Raw genomic sequence first — 16,896 nt, 5'->3', positions numbered from 1 at the left:
GAACGGGTGGATGGTGGTACAATTGAATGATTTTTCCGCACTCCGGCATTGACATGACCAGACAAATTCGCAACATCGCCATCATCGCGCACGTTGACCACGGTAAAACCACGCTGGTCGACAAGCTCCTGCACCAAGCCGGCACCTTCCGCGAAAACCAGCATATCGCAGAACGTGTCATGGACAGCAACGACCTCGAAAAAGAACGTGGCATCACGATTCTGGCAAAGAACACCTCCATCGAATATGAAGGCGTTCATATCAACATCGTGGACACCCCGGGGCACGCTGACTTTGGCGGTGAAGTAGAACGCGTACTGGGCATGGTTGACGGTGTGCTGCTGCTTGTCGACGCGGTTGACGGCCCGATGCCGCAAACCCGCTTCGTGACCAAGAAGGCGCTGGCCCTCGGCCTGCACCCGATCGTGGTCATCAACAAGGTTGACCGTCCGGGCTCGCGCGCCGACTGGGTCGTCGACCAGACTTTCGACCTGTTCGACAAGCTGGGCGCCAGCGACGAACAACTCGACTTCCCCATCGTCTACGCCTCCGCGCTCAATGGCTACGCCATGCTGGAACTGGACCAGGAGTCCGACAACATGCGTCCGCTGTTCGAGACCGTGCTCAAGCACGTTCCGGCTCCGGCCGGCGATCCGGACGCTCCGCTGCAATTGCAGATCTCGGCCCTCGACTACTCCACCTATACCGGCCGCCTCGGCATTGGTCGCGTTCTGAACGGCCGTATCAAGCCGGGTCAGAACGTCGCGGTGATGAACCACGAAGAGCAGGTTGGGCAGGGACGTATCAACCAGGTGCTCGGCTATCAGGGGCTGGAACGCGTGCCGGTCGAGCTGGCCGAGGCCGGCGACATCATTATCGTGTCCGGCATCGAGGATATCGGTATCGGCGTCACGATCTGCGACCGCGAGAACCCGATGGGTCTGCCGATGCTGACCGTCGACGAACCGACGCTGACCATGGACTTCATGGTCAACACCTCGCCGCTGGCCGGGACCGAAGGCAAGTTCGTGACCAGCCGCCAGATTCGCGATCGCCTGACCAAGGAGCTGCTGATCAACGTGGCCTTGCGTGTCGAAGATACCGACGACGCCGACGTGTTCCGCGTTTCCGGCCGCGGCGAACTGCACTTGACGATTCTGCTGGAAAACATGCGCCGCGAAGGCTTTGAAATGGCCGTCGGCAAGCCGCGTGTCGTGTACAAGGAAATCAACGGCGAGAAGTGCGAGCCGTATGAAAACCTGACCATCGACCTGGAAGACGCCCACCAGGGCGGGGTCATGGAAGAAATCGGTCGCCGCCGCGGCGAGCTGCAGAATATGGAATCCGACGGCAAGGGGCGTACCCGTCTCGAATACCATATCCCGGCACGCGGTTTGATCGGCTTCCAGGGCGACTTCATGACCATGACGCGCGGGACCGGCATCATGGCGCACGTGTTCGACGACTACGGTCCGGTCAAGCCGGACATGCCGGGTCGTCACAACGGTGTGCTGATCTCGCAGGATACCGGCGAGGCCGTGGCCTATGCCCTGTGGAACCTGGAAGACCGCGGCCGCATGTTCGTCAGCCCGGGCGACAAGCTGTACGAAGGGATGATCATCGGCATCCACAGCCGCGACAACGATCTGGTGGTCAACCCGCTCAAGGGCAAGAAACTGACCAACGTGCGCGCTTCCGGTACCGACGAAGCCGTCCGTCTGACCACGCCGATCAAGATCTCGCTGGAGTCGGCCGTCGAGTTCATTGACGACGACGAACTGGTCGAACTGACGCCGCAGACCATCCGCATGCGCAAGCGTTTCCTGCAAGAACACGATCGTCGCAAGGCTTACAAGCAAAGCAACTAAGCCCGCGCCGTCCGCAGCAGCCCCGTCCTTCCGGACGGGGTTTTTTTTCGCCCCCATCCTCCGACGGATGGCTTGCCCTGGTCGCGCATCAGGCCTCATACTGTCGTCTACTTGTCGGAGTGCCCCTGGGGCTGAGACCGTTAATTCGGGATCCGTTGAACCTGATCAGGCTAGAACCTGCGAAGGGAACAAGAGTCGAGCCCGGGCGCCTGTCCCGATTCGCCCCTCCGGAGCGAATGCCGCAAGACTCCCCTCAACGCCATATCCGGCAAGCCATCCGATGATTCTGAGAAAGGTGAGCTTGCTGTGTTCAGACTATTTCCATCTCCGTTTGCAAAGCGGCGGCGCAACGGCGCTGCCACGCTCTCTCGACAGGGGGGCGCGGCATGCTGATACGCCTGAATGGCGAGACCCTGGAACTCGATGCCGGCTGCGATGTGCACACCCTGCTGCGCGCACGCGATTGTCTGCACGATGGCGTCGCCGTAGCCGTCAATCAGTGCTTGCTTGCACGTGTTCGCTGGGAGTCGACCCCCCTTTCCGAAAACGACGAAGTGGACGTGTTTCGCGTCATTGCAGGAGGTTGAGCGTGGACGATACCTTGAAGATTGCGGATCGCGAATTTTCTTCGCGCCTGCTGTGCGGTAGCGGAAAATTTGCCTCGGCCGGGGTGATGGAGGCTGCGCTGGCTGCCAGCGGCAGCGAAATCGTCACGCTGGCGCTGAGACGGGTGCGGCTGGACGAACCCGATACCCAGTTGCTCGACCCCTTGCGCGCAATGGGGGTTCAACTGCTGCCGAATACCTCCGGTGCGCGCAATGCGCGTGAAGCCATCTATGCGGCCGAACTGGCGCGTGAAGCCCTGGGCACCCCCTGGCTCAAGCTCGAAATCCACCCCGATGCGCGGTACCTGATGCCCGATCCGATCGAAACCTGCGCAGCGGCCGAAGTCTTGTGCAAGGCGGGTTTTATTGTCCTGCCTTATTGCGGGGCCGATCCGGTGCTGTGCAAGCGCCTGGAGGAGGCAGGCTGCGCGGCGGTGATGCCGCTGGGGGCGGCGATCGGCTCGAATCAGGGGCTGACAACGCGGGCCATGCTGGAAATCATTATCGAGCAGGCCCGAGTCCCTGTCATTGTCGACGCGGGCATCGGCGCGCCCTCGCACGCGGCAGCCGCGCTGGAAATGGGAGCGGATGCGGTACTGGTCAATACCGCCATCGCGGTGGCCGCCGAGCCGGTGGCGATGGCGCGTGCCTTCGAACTGGCCGTGCGCGCCGGGCGCATGGCCCATCGCAGCGGACTGGGAGCCGTCGATACCCGGGCCCGGGCCAGCAGTCCGCTGGCGGCATTTCTGGAGACGCTGGCATGAGCTTCTATCAAGAGTGGGAGCGCGCGGCACAGCTTGATCCGCTGCCGGGGATACTGGCGCTGGGCCCGGACGATGTCGAACGCGCGTTGTCGCGGCTCGCTGGGTCCGGACGGCGGGAGCTTGCCGATTTCGCCGCCCTGATCTCGCCGGCCGCCGAAGACTATCTGCTCCCCATGAGCGAACTGTCGCAGAAACTCACGCGCCAGCGTTTCGGCAATACCATCAGTATGTATCTGCCCCTGTATCTGGCCAACCACTGTGCGAACGACTGCAGTTACTGCGGTTTTTCCGCGAAGAACAAAATCAAGCGCAAAGTCCTGTCTGCGAATGAGGTCGACCTGGAATGCCGCCACATTGCCGCGATGGGGTTCAAATCACTGCTGCTGGTGACCGGCGAGCATGAACGCATGTCCGGCATGGCCTATTTTCGTGAGGTTCTGCCCGTCATCAAGCCTTATGTCTCCTATTTGATGATGGAAGTGCAGCCGCTGTCCGCCGACGATTACCGCGAGCTGGTCGGGCTGGGGCTGGATGGGGTGATGGTCTATCAGGAGACCTATGACCGGACGCTGTACGAACGCCATCACCTGCACGGGCGCAAGAAAGATTTCCGCTGGCGGCTGGAAACGCCCGACCGTCTGGGGGAGGCCGGGGTCGACAAGATCGGTCTCGGCGCCTTGCTCGGTCTCGGCGACTGGCGGACCGACAGCTTGATGGTGGCCCGTCACTTGCGCTATCTGCGTTCCCGTTACTGGAAAAGCCGCTACTCCCTGTCTTTTCCACGTCTGCGTCCGTGCGCGGGCGATTTTCAGCCGCAATCGCCGGTGACCGACCGGCAGTTGCTGCAGTTGATCTGCGCCTACCGTCTGTTCGATCCCGAAGTCGAGTTGTCGATCTCGACTCGCGAAGGGCCGGCGTTCCGCGATTTTCTGATGAAAGTCGGCATTACCACGATGAGCGCCGGGTCCAGCACCCAGCCCGGCGGGTATGCCTCGGGCGGTCGCGAACTCGAGCAATTCGCCATCAGCGACGAACGGTCCGCGGAGCAAGTGGCGGCCGTCATTCGGCGCCAGGGGATGGAAGTGGTCTGGCAGGACGCCAGTGCCCAGCATTGGCCGCAGAGCTCGGCGCCGGGCTAGCCCGGCTCAGGGCGGGCTCGGCACGGCAGGAACGGGGAGGGTGGCGGGAGTCAGCGATTCGGCGAGCGCGTCGGCCAGAGAGCGCGATACATGCTCGAGCCCGGCATAGGCGCGTTCGGGGTCGGCGCGCAGCGCCCGGAAGCTGGCGAAGGCCTGCGCCGGGTCCTTGCTGCGGCTCTCGACCTGCAGCATGCGTGGCGCGGCGGCATTGCGGCTGTCGTGCAGTTGAACGCGGGCCCGTGCCTGCGGCAAGTAGGCGGCGGTCGATCCCTGCGCCACGTACTCGACATCGAGCTGGGTCACCTGCAAGGACCAGCGGCCGGCCTCATCCGACGGCTGTCCGCTTCCCTTTGCCGTCGTCGATGGTTGTAGCCGGACCTGCAGGCCGCGGCGGGTCAGCGCGTCCTGCAGCGCCGCTTCGAACGCCCCGTCGAGCGGGTGCCGTTCCAGGTGCGGGCGCAGGGCGGCGACAAAGTCCAGCGAATTGAATTTGTTGCGGATCTGGACACCGGCCACGTACAGCATGCCGAGCAATAAATAACCGGTGGTCTGTATCTCGGCGCCGACCCGCAGGGGGGTGGAGCCCGGGTGCAGCCAAACCGCGTCACCGCCGGCGAGTGCCGAGGGCGCATGTGCCGGCGTGTCGGCATTGGCGATGGGCGATAGCGCCAGCGCGGCGATGCACAAGGCAAGAGTCGGGTACTTCAACATCAGCTTCATCTTCCTCCCTGGACGGTCGGAAACCCCGCCCTTCAGCGCTCGATAACAGTGGCCCCGGGCCGGATGCCGGAGCTTTTGCGGCAGGAGCGTAACCGCCCCCCGGATAGAATGCATGCCCGTTTTTACCACGAATCGTCAGCGGCTGCCTTGTCGTCGGGCAAGTCCGCGCGTGCCGTAAAGGCCATTGCGGGGGACTAAGTAATATTTCATATGGCATTACTACAGTTATTGTTGTAGTTATAAGAGATACGGAGGGAGCATGGATCCGGATCTGCGCTTGCAACTGATTGAACTTCTGCTGCAATATCGTCACGATTGCAGCCTGGAGGCTTTGCAGAGTTTCGACGCTCTGGCGGCCCGATCGCTGGCGGAAGGGCGCATTGCAGCGTGCGAACTGGAAGCGTTGCGCCGGGAGGGCGGGTGGGATGTGCCTGATCCCTCCTGAGAGCGGTTCCCGTTTTGCGTTTGCCCTGTTTCTTTCGCGCGTGGATGTTTTTTTTTGGGCTCGCGCCCAATGACCTTGTTGTGACGGCCGCGTATTCTGCCTGACAGACAAATACCGTTTTCATGCCAGGGAGTTGGAGATGCCATTGCCGCGACCGTTGTATATCCGTGTTCACGAAGACGACAATGTGGCGATCATCGTCAACGACGGCGGCCTTCCCGCCGGCACGGCGTTTGAAGATGGCCTGACGTTGATCGAGGACGTTCCCCAGGGGCACAAAGTCGCCCTGCGTCCGATCGCGACCGGCGGCGCAATCATCCGCTACGGCGAAATCATCGGCCACGCCGTCGCCGATTTGAAGCCGGGGTGCTGGATAGACGAGTCCAAGGTGGCCTTGCCGCAGGCGCCCGCGCTGGATTCCTTGCCGCTGGCCACGGCGGCGGTTCCCGCACTCGCGCCGCTGACCGGTTATACCTTTGAAGGTTTTCGCAATGCGGACGGCAGCGTCGGCACGAAGAACGTGCTGGGCATCACCACCAGCGTGCAATGCGTGTCCGGCGTGCTGGATGTCGTGGTCGAGCGGATCAAGCGCGACTATTTGCCGCGTTACCCGAATGTCGACGATGTCGTCGCCCTGAACCACAATTATGGCTGCGGCGTGGCGATCAACGCGCCTGCCGCCATCGTTCCCATCCGGACCTTGCACAATCTGGCTCTCAATCCTAATCTGGGCGGAGAAGTGATGGTGGTCGGGCTAGGCTGCGAGAAGCTGCAGCCGGAACGGCTGCTGGCCGAGGGCGGGATTCCGATCCGGGTCGAAAGCGCCGACATCGTCCGCTTGCAGGATGAAGAGCATATCGGCTTCGGCGATATGGTCGATCATATTCTGGCGGTGGCCGAGCGCCATCTCGAGAAACTCGACCGCCGCCGGCGCGTGACCTGTCCGGCCTCCGACCTCGTCGTCGGCGTTCAGTGCGGCGGCAGCGATGCGTTCTCCGGCGTGACCGCGAACCCGGTGGTCGGCTACGCCTCGGATCTGCTGGTGCGGGCCGGTGCCAGTGTCATGTTCTCGGAAGTGACCGAGGTGCGCGATGCGATTCATTTGCTGACCCCGCGTGCGATCGATGTCGATGTCGGCCGCGCCTTGCTGCGCGAGATGGCCTGGTATGACGATTATCTCGCCAGCGGCGGTTCGGACCGCAGCGCCAACCCCTCTCCGGGCAACAAAAAGGGCGGTCTGGCCAATGTGGTGGAGAAGGCGCTCGGATCGATTGCCAAGTCGGGCCGCAGCCCCATCGTCGATGTGCTGTCTCCCGGCGAGCGGGTTCGGCGCAAGGGCCTGACTTTTGCGGCGACGCCGGCCAGCGATTTTGTCTGCGGAACGTTGCAGCTGGCGTCCGGCATCACGCTGCAGGTCTTTACGACCGGTCGTGGCACGCCATACGGGCTGGCGCTTGCGCCGGTGCTCAAGGTTGCCACGCGCAGCGATCTGGCCCGCCGCTGGCACGATCTCATCGACCTCGACGCCGGTCGTGTCGCCACGGGCGAGGCGACCATAGAGGAGCTGGGGTGGGAGTTGTTCCGGCTGATGCTTGAGGTCGCCAGCGGGCGCAAGCAGACCTGGGCCGATCACTGGGGGGTGCGTAACGCGCTGACCCTGTTCAACCCGGCCCCGGTGACCTGATTTTGCTGGAGGTTTTGGCTACATCCCGGAAAACGGCACGCACAGGCGTGCCGTTTTCCGTTTTCGGATTTCTATCGTCAACGTTGTTGGAGTATTAAGCATGTCTATCGCCAAGCAACTGGTCGCATTCGTCGTGTTCGCGGTACTGGTGCTGTTTGCTTCGCTGGCCATCAGCATCGTGCAGGGGGTCAGGCAGCAGGAAAAGCTGGTTTATATCGGCAACAACATCATTCCCGCCATGCGCGAACTGGGCAATGTCAGTATTCAGGTTGGCGAGTACCGGCGCCTGATCACCAGCTTCAATCGCGTGGCCGGCACCCCGGAAGAAAAAACCTTGCACGTCGTGCCCGATATGGAAGCCACCGCGCGCAAGATCGATGCCGCATTCGATGCCTACACTGCTTTGGCGCAGGAGCCGGAAGATAAACGCTTGCTGGCAGTGGAGCGCGGACTGTGGAACCAGTTTTTTGCCGCCGCGCAGGCGTCCATTCCCTTCGCCCAGGCTCACCAGCTGGTCGAGCTGGAAGCCAAACGCCAGGAAACCCGCGTGGCCGGTGCCGCCTATCTCAAAGCCATGCGCGCCCATGTCGACTATACGGTAGCGCGGCAGCGCGCCGTGCAGCGCGATGCCGAGTCTTCGCAGCAGGCGGCGATTCTCGGCCTGGAAATCAGCGCGGTTGTGGCCGGCGCCTTGCTGATCGCTTTCGGCTGGCTGCTTTACCAACGGGCCGTCAAGCCGCTGCTGGCGCTGCAGTCCTTGATCGTCGACGTCACGCGCGAGCGCGATCTCGAGCGCCGTGGCGTTGAAAAGGGACCGTGGGAGATCGCGACGACGGTCCGTGCCTTCAATCAGCTGCTCGATGGCTTGCGCGACGACTTTGTCATGTTGCGCACGACCAGCATGGAGGTGTTCCAATCGTCCTCGTCGCTGGCAGAGGCCTCGTCGCGGGTTGCCGATGGCGCCGAGACACAGAGCGAATCGGCCTCGTCGATGGCCGCGGCGACCGAGCAGTTGACTGTCAGCATCAATCATGTTGCCGAGCGTGCACGCGATACGCGCAGCGAGGCGCAAAAGTCGGGCGAGCTGGCACTGGCCGGGGTCGAGGTGATCAAGGCGACCGTGCATGATATCGATGGCGTGGAGAGCGAAGCGAATACGGCGGCGAGGCATATGCAGGAGCTCGAACATCGCGCGGCCAGCGTCGATACCGTCGTCGGCGTGATTCGGGGACTGGCCGACCAGACCAATCTGCTGGCCTTGAACGCGGCGATCGAGGCCGCGCGGGCGGGCGAGAACGGCCGTGGTTTTGCCGTGGTCGCCGACGAGGTGCGCAAGCTGGCCGAGAGGACGGCGAAAGCGACGGGGGAGATCGGGGACATCGTAACCGGAATTCGCGAAGGCGCGGAGGCGGCCGCAGGAGGGATACGGCAAACCGTGGAACGCGTGCAGCAAGGCGTGGAGCGCACCCAGGGGGCGCAGGAAACCGTCAACAGCATTCACCACCATGCCGGGATTGCCGTCGGCATGGTGGAGGAGATCAGCGCTGCGCTGGCCGAGCAGAGCAATGCGGCCAATGCGATCGCCGAGCGGGTGGAGCAGGTTGCGCATGGGGCGGAAGAATCCGCCCATGCGGCGGAGCAGACGCGGGTTTCGGCCGGCGATCTGCATCAGATGGCACAGCGGATGAGGCAGATTGTCGACCGCTACCGATTTGCGTAGACGCGCTGCGCCGGGTTTGTGCTTTTGTCCGGTTTATTCTCAATGTTGCCATCAACATTAAGGCTTATGCACAGTGATGTCTGCGTGCTCACGCTTTACCATCGGGTTGTTGCGATGGCAATCAATCAGGAAAAAATATGGACACGAGTTTCATTCATGGGGTGGTGCCGCCGGTCATCACCCCGGTCGACGCCGAGGAGCGCGTCGAAGAGCGCGGACTGCGCCGAGTGGTCGAGCATGTCATCGCCGGCGGCGTGCATGGCATTCTATCGCTGGGCAGCAACGGCGAATTCTTCGGTTTCGACCGCGCCGAGCAGCAGCGTGCGCTGGCCATCACCCTGGATCAGGCGCGAGGGCGCGTTCCTGTCTACTTCGGCATCGGCGCCATCACGACCCGCGAATGCGTGGCCCAGGTCCGCATTGCCGAGGAGGAGAAGGCGCAGGCGATCACCATGCTGCCGCCGATGTTCCTGGCCCCCAACGAGAACGAATTGTTCGACCATTTCCGTGCCGTAGCGGAAGCCACCGATTTGCCTGTTCTGCTCTATAACAACCCGGGCCGGGTCGGGCATGGATTGTCGGCACGACTGGTCGCGCGCCTGGCCGGGGTTCCCAATATCGTCGGCGCCAAGGACACCAGCGGCAATATGTCGCTGACCGCCGACTATATCCGCCTTACCCGTCACGCCGGTTTCAAGGTCATGGCCGGCAAGGACACCATGATTCTGCCATCGCTGGTTTGCGGCGCCGTCGGCTGCATCGCGTCAACGGCGAATATCGTGCCGCGGCTGGTCGTCGAAATCTACGACAAATTCTGCCAGGGCGATCTGGCGGGGGCGCTTGAGGCGCAGTTCAAGCTGACTCCCCTGCGCAATGCCTTCGATCTGGCCAGCTTCCCCGTCGTCACCAAGGATGCGGCCAATCTGATCGGCCTGGATGTCGGGGCCCCGATCTTGCCGAATCGCGGCAGTCCGGAACCGGTCCTGCAGCAGTTGCGTGCCATTCTCGATGAATTGGGCGTTCTGAAAAAATAATCCTGGCGCCTTGGCGCCACTTTTAGACGAGATAAGGAATCATGCAAAAAATCGGATTTATCGGCCTGGGCATCATGGGCAAACCCATGAGCAAGAATCTGTTGAAAGCCGGCTACCCGCTGGTGGTTCTCGACCGCAACCCGAACAGCGTGGCCGAACTGGCGGCGCTGGGCGCCGAAGTCGGCGCCACGCCGGCCGATGTCGCGGCGCGCTGTGACGTCATCATTACCATGTTGCCCAACTCCCCGCAGGTCAAGGAAGTCGTGCTTGGCGAACACGGGCTGCTCGAGGGCGCGCGCGCAGGGACAGTGCTCGTCGATATGAGCTCGATCGCGCCGCTGGTCAGTCGCGAACTGGCCGCGGCCCTCGCACAGAAGGGGGTTGAAATGCTCGATGCGCCGGTCAGCGGCGGCGAGCCCAAAGCGATCGATGGCAGTCTGTCGGTCATGGTCGGCGGCAAGAGCGATGTGTTCGAGGCGTGCTTCCCCGTCATGAAGGCCATGGCCGGATCGGTGGTGCGTGCCGGGGACATCGGCGCGGGCAATATCACCAAGCTGGCGAATCAGGTCATCGTGGCGTTGAACATCGCGGCCATGTCGGAAGCGCTGGTGCTGGCCAGCAAGGCCGGCGTCGAACCGGAACTGGTCTTCGAAGCCATTCGCGGCGGGTTGGCCGGCAGCACGGTGCTCAATGCCAAGGCGCCGCTGGTAATGGATCGCAAGTTCGACCCAGGCTTCCGCATCAATCTGCACATCAAGGATTTGGGCAACGCGCTGGATACCGCGCATGAAATCGGGGCGCCGCTGCCCCTGACCGCGGCGGTGATGGAGATGATGCAGGCGCTCAAGGTCGATGATCTGGGCGAGGCGGATCATTGCGCCCTGATCCGCTACTATGAAAAACTGGCAAAAACGGAAGTCAGCCGTTGATGTCTCCACCGAAGCGCGCTGGCCCCGGCCGGCGCGCTTCGGTATCCTCAGTCCCTTTCGCCGCGAATCCGTCCATGACCTATCTGAACTCCCAACTGGCGCAGAACATCGTCAACCGCACGATGGAGATCATCGATAGCAACGTCAATATCATGAACGTCAAGGGCGAGATCATCGGCAGCGGCAATCCCGAACGCCTGGGGGCCATCCATGAGGGGGCCTTGCTGGTGCTGTCGCAGAAGCGGACGGTCGAGATCGACGAGGCCGTCGCCAACCAGCTGCACGGGGTCAGACCCGGCGTCAACCTGCCTCTGCGGTCGGATGGCGAAGTCATTGGCGTGATCGGTTTGACCGGTAGTCCCGAAGCGCTGCGCCAGTATGGCGAGTTGGTGCGAATGACGGCGGAAATGATGGTGGAGCAGGCGAGCCTGCTTCATTTGCTGGCGCAGGAAAGCCGTTTCCGCGAGGAACTGGTGCTGGACCTGATCCGCTCCGAAACGCCGGCCCCCGGCCTGGCCGGCTGGGCGCAGCGGCTCGGGGTCGATCTGGACCAGCCGCGCGTGGTCGCCGTGATCGAGGTCGATAGCGGGCAGCTCGGCGTCGATGCCGCACGCGAGGAATTGCATAATCTGCAGACGCTGCTGGCCTATCCCGAGCGCGACAACCTGGTCGCCACCGTCTCGCTGACCGAACTGGTCGTACTCAAGCCCGCGCTCAATCATCGCGGGGTTTGGGATCTGGCGGAGCACCGGCTGCGAGTCGATCACCTGCTTTCGCGGATGAACGAGCGCAGCCGGCTCGCCGTTCGCGTTTCGCTTGGCAATTATTTTCCCGGCCCCAGCGGCATCGCGCGCTCTTACCGTACCGCGGCCACGGCACTCAAGATAGGCCGGGTGCGCTCGCCCGGCCTGCAAGCCTACTTTTACCAGGATCTGATGCTGCCGGTGCTGCTGGAAAGCCTGCGCATAGGCTGGCAGTCGGACGAACTGATGCGTCCGTTGCAGCGCTTGAAAAAGCACGATAACAACGCGATCTTGCAACGCACGCTGACGGCCTGGTTTGCCAATCAGACCCAGGCGATGGCAACGGCTTCGGCCTTGAGTGTACATCGCAATACCCTGGAATACCGCCTCAACCGCATCGCCGAAATCACCGGCCTCGATCTCGGCCTGTTCGATAACCGCCTGCTGCTGTATATCGCTCTGCAACTGGACACCTTCGCCTGAGCTGCCGCCTGCCCCTGGGGGCGGCCTATGGCGCGGGAGGGCTGAAGCCGGGCGCCGGCGGCGATCGCCTCAATGACACCACCGGCAGTCAGGCTGCGGCGACCACGACCGGTTTTGCGGCCACCGTTCATGCCCGGTCGAAAGACGGCTATGCGGCGCGGCAAGCGATGCCGGCGCTGACCTGCAATTTGTCCAAGACCACGCAGCCGTTCACGTTTTACACCCGAATCCGCAACAATGCGCCGGCCTGCGTCAATCTCGTCAATACGTCGTTGTACACGAGCGTGAATACGACGACGCAGAAATGGGGGGCGGCGGTGAACGATGATCCCTCCTCGTCTGGTCTCGGCATGCAAGCCGCGCTCTGAGGTAGGGCGCTTCCAGGCCCATCATTCAACAGGCGCTTGCGAGCGCCTGTTTTTTTGCCTGCCGCTCCCTGGGCACTTGCCCAATAAAATGCAAAAAAAGGCGCGGGAATTATGTCTGCGGCCCGATGGCAGTGGCGGGGAGGAACGGTATTCTCTTGCCATTGCATCGATGCAGAAAGGCACGGCGTTTTGGCCGCGGCTTCGATCAGGACATATCGCAGGGCTGCGACCGCGGCCCCCGGAACAAGGAGCGTCAATCATGAATCAAACGGGCAAATCCGGTAACGCAACACCGAAGATCGTTTCCATGCGCGTGGTACCCGTCGCCGGGCACGATGGCATGCTGCTTAATCTGAGCGGGGCGCACGGCCCTTACTTTACCCGCAACATCGTGATCCTGAAGGATGATGCGGGCCAGACCGGGGTCGGCGAAGTTCCGGGGGGTGAGGCGATACGGCGTACGCTGGAGGATGCGGCCACCCTGGTGATCGGCAGCCGGCTCGGCGACCATAACCGGGTTCTCAACGCCATGCGCGAGCGCTTCGCCGATCGCGATGTCGGCGGTCGCGGCCTGCAGACGTTTGACCTGCGCGTCACGATCCACGCGCTGACCGCGGTCGAAGCGGCCATGCTCGATTTGTTCGGACAGTTTCTCGACTTGCCGGTTGCCGCCTTGCTGGGCGAAGGGCAGCAGCGCAGCGAAGTCGAAATGCTCGGCTATTTGTTCTATGTCGGCGACCGCCGCAAAACCGACCTCGCTTATCGGGCAGAGCCCGATAATGCCGATGACTGGTTGCGCCTGCGGCATGAGGTCGCGCTGACCCCCGATGCGGTGGTGCGTCTGGCCGAGGCGGCGCAACAGCGCTACGGTTTCAACGATTTCAAGCTCAAGGGCGGCGTACTGCGCGGCGAAGAAGAAATCGAAGCTGTGGCGGCGCTCTCCGAGCGGTTCCCGCAGGCGCGCATCACGCTGGACCCGAACGGTGCCTGGTCGCTGAAAGAGGCGATCGCGCTGTGCCGCGACCGGCACGATGTACTGGCCTATGCCGAGGATCCGTGCGGTGCCGAGAACGGTTTCTCCGGCCGCGAAGTCATGGCGGAATTCCGCCGCGCCACGGGTCTGCCGACGGCGACCAACATGATCGCCACCGACTGGCGCCAGATGTGCCATGCCGTGCAATTGCACGCAGTCGATATCCCGCTGGCCGATCCGCATTTCTGGACCATGCAGGGCGCGGTGCGCGTAGCCCAGCTCTGTCGCGATCAGGGGCTGACCTGGGGCTCGCATTCGAACAACCATTTCGATATTTCTCTGGCCATGTTTACGCATGCCGCCGCCGCCGCACCCGGCCGGGTCACTGCAATCGATACCCACTGGATCTGGCAGGACGGGCAGCGACTGACGCGTGAGCCGTTGCGCATCGTCGGCGGCAAAGTGGCCGTGCCGCAGAAGCCCGGCCTCGGCGTCGAAATCGATATGGACCAGGTCGAGCTCGCCCACCGCTTGTACCAGGAGAAAGCGCTCGGCGCGCGGGACGATGCCGTCGCCATGCAATACCTGATTCCGGGCTGGACCTTTGACAACAAACGGCCGTCCCTGGTGCGTTGAAATGCGGGCCGCGCGGCGTTCTGCGCGCGCAGCCGACGATTGAACGGTTTGACCTGCCATGTCCATGAAAATAGTTATCGCCCCGGATTCATTCAAGGAAAGCCTGAGCGCGGCGCAAGTCGCCGCACAGATCGAAGCCGGGTTTCGCTGTATCTTTCCCGATGCGGACTATGTCGCCTTGCCGATGGCCGATGGCGGAGAGGGGACGGTCGATGCTCTGGTCGCTGCGGCAAGCGGTCGCCGTGTCCATGTCACGGTAACCGGCCCCGCCTGCGCGCCGTTGCCGTCATTCTTCGGGCTGCTCGGTGGCGGCCGCCTGGCCGTGATAGAAATGGCGGCGGCGAGTGGGCTGGCTTTGCTGCCCGCCGCGTGCCGCAACCCCCTGCACACGACGACGCGCGGCACTGGCGAGTTGATGCTGGCGGCCCTGGATCAGGGGTGCCGTCATCTGCTGCTGGGTTTGGGCGGCAGTGCGACCAGCGATGGCGGCGCCGGCATGTTGCAGGCGCTCGGAGCGCGCCTGATCGACCGTGAGGGGTGCTCGATCCCCTGTGGCGGCGCGGGGCTCGCGAAACTCGCCGATATCGATCTGACGACGCTGGATCCACGGTTGGCCGAGTGCCGGATCGATGTCGCCTGCGACGTCGATAACCCGCTGCTCGGACCGGATGGGGCGGCGGCGGTGTTCGGACCGCAGAAAGGGGCAACACCGGGCATGGTGGCCGAGCTCGAGGCCGGGCTAGGCCGTTTTGCCGATATCATCGCCATGCGTCTCGGCATCGATGTGCGCGCCATTCCGGGGGGCGGCGCTGCCGGCGGAATGGGGGCGGCGCTGGCGGGGTTGCTGGGGGCGACGATGCGCCCGGGTATCGAGATCGTCATCGAGGCGGCCGGCCTCGACGCAGCGCTGGATGGGGCCGATCTGCTGATTACCGGCGAGGGGCGCATCGATGGGCAGACCGCGCGCGGAAAGACCCCCATGGGCGTCGCTCGCGTCGCCCGCCAACACGGTGTTCCCGTGATCGGCATTGCCGGGAGCCTGAGTCCGGACGTCGACGCGGCGTGCGGACATGGCATCGACGCGGTTTTCAGCGTGCTCTACCGCCCCTGCAGCCTGCAAGAGGCGTTGCGCGACGCGGCCGACAACATCTATCTGGCCGCTCGCAATGTGGCGGCCTTGTATCGCCTGGGGCATGGGAGCGCGATTAGCCGCGCCGCGCCCATTCCTGCCTGATTTCCTATCCCGAGACGCCACTTGAGAAAGAAAACGCATGCATCGCAATCGCAAGGCCAAGATTGTGGCCACCCTGGGACCGGCCACGCCGGACCGTGCCGGTATCGAAGCGCTGTTCAAGGCGGGGGTCGACGTGTTTCGGCTCAATTTCAGCCACGGCAGCCATGCCGACCATCAAGAACGCGCACGCATCATCCGCGAGCTTGAGCGCGATAGCGGACGTCCGATAGGCATCCTGCTCGATTTGCAAGGCCCCAAGCTGCGCATCGCTACCTTTGCCGATGGCCCCGTGCGGCTGGAGGCCGGACAGACTTTCGACCTCGACTTGCGACGAGAGCAGCCGGGCGATGCGAAGCGTGTCGCGCTGCCGCACCCCGAAATTTTCGCGGCTCTGGTCGTTGGCGCCGAGCTCCTGCTCGACGACGGCCGCATCCGGCTGCGTGTCGAGCGCTGCGACGATACGAGCGCGACGACGCGCGTGATAACGGGCGGGCCTCTGTCCGATCGCAAGGGCGTCAATGTGCCGGATGTGGTCTTGCCCTTGTCGGCGCTGACGGAGAAGGATCGTGCCGATCTGGCCTTTGGCCTGAAGCTCGATGTCGACTGGGTGGCCCTGTCTTTCGTACAAAGGGCCGAGGACATCGAGGAGGTCAAGTCCATCGTCGCCGGTCGTGCCGGTGTGATCGCCAAACTGGAAAAACCCGCGGCGATCGCCGATCTCGACGCCATCGTCGCGGCGGCCGACGCCATTATGGTCGCCCGCGGCGACCTGGGGGTGGAGATGCCGGCAGAGCAAGTGCCATCCATTCAAAAGCGCATCGTCAAGCAGTGCCGCCGCACCGGCCGTCCTGTCATTGTCGCGACGCAGATGCTCGATTCGATGGTGGCGGCGCCGGTGCCAACGCGGGCGGAGGCCTCGGATGTCGCAACCGCCATCTACGACGGCGCCGATGCTGTCATGTTGTCGGCCGAGTCGGCGTCGGGCAACTACCCGGTCGAAGCCGTATGCATCATGGACCGCATCATTTGCCAGACCGAGTCCGATCCCTATTATCAAGAGGCGATCGAGTCGGCGCGCACCCCGCCGGAAAGAACGGCAACCGATGCCATCGGCTGCGCCATGCGCAATATCACCCAGGTGCTGGCCGCTGCTGCGACGGTGGCGTATACCACCACGGGGCATTCCGCACTGCATATGGCGCGCGAACGGCCGCTGGCACCCATCATCGGCATGACGCCGCGCCTGGCGACGGCACGGCGACTGGCCCTGGTGTGGGGGGTGCATGCCTTGCTGATCCACGATGTGGCCGATGTGGGCGAGATGACCGACTATGCGTGCCGCGCGGCGCTGAACCAGGGGTTTGCCGAGGCTGGGGCGACCATCGTCATTTCGGCCGGTCTGCCCTTCGGAACGCCAGGGACGACGAATCTCTTGCGTGTTGCCACGGTAGGGTGACTGGGCAAACCTCCAATATTTGTAGTCCATCCGCTTTTATCTTGATGCGCTTGCACGAAGGCGCGGCCGACGGAGCGCCGTATCATGCCGAGCAA

15 protein-coding genes and 1 riboswitch are annotated in these 16,896 nt (G+C 63.4%); of the genes, 14 read left to right on the top strand and 1 reads right to left on the bottom strand.

Translation table 11 applies throughout. The features are described 5' to 3' along the window. Nucleotides 1–53: 53 nt before the first annotated feature. The 4 genes from typA (at nucleotide 54) to thiH (ending at nucleotide 4,376) form a co-directional block, all read left to right on the top strand. Nucleotides 54–1,868 carry a translational GTPase TypA gene (gene typA, locus G520_RS0107710; protein WP_028535141.1) on the top strand — a complete coding sequence of 605 codons (1,815 nt, stop codon included), beginning with the start codon at nucleotides 54–56 and terminating at the stop codon, nucleotides 1,866–1,868. Nucleotides 1,869–1,973: 105 nt separating this feature from the next. Next, a riboswitch (TPP riboswitch) is annotated at nucleotides 1,974–2,073 on the top strand. Nucleotides 2,074–2,254: 181 nt separating this feature from the next. Continuing rightward, nucleotides 2,255–2,455 (top strand): sulfur carrier protein ThiS, encoded by a 201-nt coding sequence (thiS, locus tag G520_RS0107705; protein ID WP_028535140.1) that lies wholly within the window; start codon nucleotides 2,255–2,257, stop codon nucleotides 2,453–2,455. 2 nt (nucleotides 2,456–2,457) lie between these two features. Further along, nucleotides 2,458–3,237: a thiazole synthase gene (gene thiG, locus G520_RS0107700; RefSeq protein WP_028535139.1), complete on the top strand. Its 780-nt coding sequence runs from the start codon at nucleotides 2,458–2,460 to the stop codon at nucleotides 3,235–3,237. After that, complete coding sequence (thiH, locus tag G520_RS0107695) at nucleotides 3,234–4,376, top strand: 2-iminoacetate synthase ThiH (RefSeq protein ID WP_028535138.1); 1,143 nt, start codon at nucleotides 3,234–3,236, stop codon at nucleotides 4,374–4,376. The genes thiG and thiH overlap by 4 nt, the downstream gene beginning before the upstream one ends. Nucleotides 4,377–4,382: 6 nt before the next feature. Here the strand turns inward: thiH and G520_RS0107690 are convergent, their stop codons facing one another. After that, nucleotides 4,383–5,096 (bottom strand): hypothetical protein, encoded by a 714-nt coding sequence (locus G520_RS0107690; RefSeq protein WP_028535137.1) that lies wholly within the window; start codon nucleotides 5,094–5,096, stop codon nucleotides 4,383–4,385. A gap of 259 nt (nucleotides 5,097–5,355) precedes the next feature. Between G520_RS0107690 and G520_RS0107685 the strand changes: the two genes are divergently transcribed. The 10 genes from G520_RS0107685 to pyk all read left to right on the top strand — a co-directional run bounded on the left by G520_RS0107685 (nucleotide 5,356) and on the right by pyk (nucleotide 16,801). Beyond that, nucleotides 5,356–5,541, top strand: coding sequence for a hypothetical protein (locus G520_RS0107685; protein WP_028535136.1), 186 nt, complete (start codon nucleotides 5,356–5,358; stop codon nucleotides 5,539–5,541). A 139-nt stretch (nucleotides 5,542–5,680) separates the two neighbouring features. Beyond that, complete coding sequence (garD, locus tag G520_RS0107680) at nucleotides 5,681–7,225, top strand: galactarate dehydratase (RefSeq protein ID WP_036665719.1); 1,545 nt, start codon at nucleotides 5,681–5,683, stop codon at nucleotides 7,223–7,225. A gap of 100 nt (nucleotides 7,226–7,325) precedes the next feature. Further along, a complete protein-coding gene (locus G520_RS23920; protein WP_051229232.1) occupies nucleotides 7,326–8,945 on the top strand; it encodes a methyl-accepting chemotaxis protein in 1,620 nt (539 codons plus the stop codon). A gap of 137 nt (nucleotides 8,946–9,082) precedes the next feature. Then, nucleotides 9,083–9,979: a dihydrodipicolinate synthase family protein gene (locus G520_RS0107670; protein WP_028535134.1), complete on the top strand. Its 897-nt coding sequence runs from the start codon at nucleotides 9,083–9,085 to the stop codon at nucleotides 9,977–9,979. A gap of 41 nt (nucleotides 9,980–10,020) precedes the next feature. Then, the gene (garR, locus tag G520_RS0107665) at nucleotides 10,021–10,908 is read left to right on the top strand and encodes a 2-hydroxy-3-oxopropionate reductase (protein WP_028535133.1); all 888 of its coding nucleotides are present in this window, start codon (nucleotides 10,021–10,023) and stop codon (nucleotides 10,906–10,908) included. A gap of 74 nt (nucleotides 10,909–10,982) precedes the next feature. Continuing rightward, entirely contained in the window at nucleotides 10,983–12,134 is a 1,152-nt protein-coding gene (locus tag G520_RS0107660; RefSeq protein WP_028535132.1) for a CdaR family transcriptional regulator, read from the top strand. Nucleotides 12,135–12,301: 167 nt separating this feature from the next. Beyond that, the gene (locus G520_RS0107655) at nucleotides 12,302–12,502 is read left to right on the top strand and encodes a hypothetical protein (RefSeq protein WP_028535131.1); all 201 of its coding nucleotides are present in this window, start codon (nucleotides 12,302–12,304) and stop codon (nucleotides 12,500–12,502) included. Between the two features lie 259 nt (nucleotides 12,503–12,761). Further along, complete coding sequence (gene gudD / locus G520_RS0107650; RefSeq protein WP_028535130.1) at nucleotides 12,762–14,111, top strand: glucarate dehydratase; 1,350 nt, start codon at nucleotides 12,762–12,764, stop codon at nucleotides 14,109–14,111. A gap of 58 nt (nucleotides 14,112–14,169) precedes the next feature. Beyond that, nucleotides 14,170–15,345, top strand: a complete 1,176-nt coding sequence (locus tag G520_RS0107645) for a glycerate kinase (RefSeq protein ID WP_425516748.1) — start codon at nucleotides 14,170–14,172, stop codon at nucleotides 15,343–15,345. 37 nt (nucleotides 15,346–15,382) lie between these two features. Beyond that, the gene (gene pyk, locus G520_RS0107640) at nucleotides 15,383–16,801 is read left to right on the top strand and encodes a pyruvate kinase (protein ID WP_028535128.1); all 1,419 of its coding nucleotides are present in this window, start codon (nucleotides 15,383–15,385) and stop codon (nucleotides 16,799–16,801) included. Nucleotides 16,802–16,896: the final 95 nt, after the last annotated feature.

It is taken from the genome of Paludibacterium yongneupense DSM 18731, assembly GCF_000422925.1.
Taxonomy (GTDB): Bacteria; Pseudomonadota; Gammaproteobacteria; order Burkholderiales; family Chromobacteriaceae; genus Paludibacterium; species Paludibacterium yongneupense.
Note: the sequence above shows the minus strand (reverse complement) of the source record. Positions and strands in the feature narration are given on the sequence as shown.

Bases quoted from the DNA above. Each gene is read 5' to 3' on its own strand.
- gudD (WP_028535130.1), top strand. From the start codon at position 12,762: ATGAATCAAACGGGCAAATCCGGTAACGCAACACCGAAGATCGTTTCC.
- garR (WP_028535133.1), top strand. From the start codon at position 10,021: ATGCAAAAAATCGGATTTATCGGCCTGGGCATCATGGGCAAACCCATG.
- thiS (WP_028535140.1), top strand. From the start codon at position 2,255: ATGCTGATACGCCTGAATGGCGAGACCCTGGAACTCGATGCCGGCTGC.
- G520_RS0107660 (WP_028535132.1), top strand. From the start codon at position 10,983: ATGACCTATCTGAACTCCCAACTGGCGCAGAACATCGTCAACCGCACG.
- G520_RS0107690 (WP_028535137.1), bottom strand. From the start codon at position 5,096: ATGAAGCTGATGTTGAAGTACCCGACTCTTGCCTTGTGCATCGCCGCG.
- G520_RS0107645 (WP_425516748.1), top strand. From the start codon at position 14,170: ATGTCCATGAAAATAGTTATCGCCCCGGATTCATTCAAGGAAAGCCTG.
- typA (WP_028535141.1), top strand. From the start codon at position 54: ATGACCAGACAAATTCGCAACATCGCCATCATCGCGCACGTTGACCAC.
- pyk (WP_028535128.1), top strand. From the start codon at position 15,383: ATGCATCGCAATCGCAAGGCCAAGATTGTGGCCACCCTGGGACCGGCC.
- thiH (WP_028535138.1), top strand. From the start codon at position 3,234: ATGAGCTTCTATCAAGAGTGGGAGCGCGCGGCACAGCTTGATCCGCTG.
- garD (WP_036665719.1), top strand. From the start codon at position 5,681: ATGCCATTGCCGCGACCGTTGTATATCCGTGTTCACGAAGACGACAAT.
- G520_RS0107670 (WP_028535134.1), top strand. From the start codon at position 9,083: ATGGACACGAGTTTCATTCATGGGGTGGTGCCGCCGGTCATCACCCCG.
- G520_RS23920 (WP_051229232.1), top strand. From the start codon at position 7,326: ATGTCTATCGCCAAGCAACTGGTCGCATTCGTCGTGTTCGCGGTACTG.
- G520_RS0107685 (WP_028535136.1), top strand. From the start codon at position 5,356: ATGGATCCGGATCTGCGCTTGCAACTGATTGAACTTCTGCTGCAATAT.
- G520_RS0107655 (WP_028535131.1), top strand. From the start codon at position 12,302: ATGCCGGCGCTGACCTGCAATTTGTCCAAGACCACGCAGCCGTTCACG.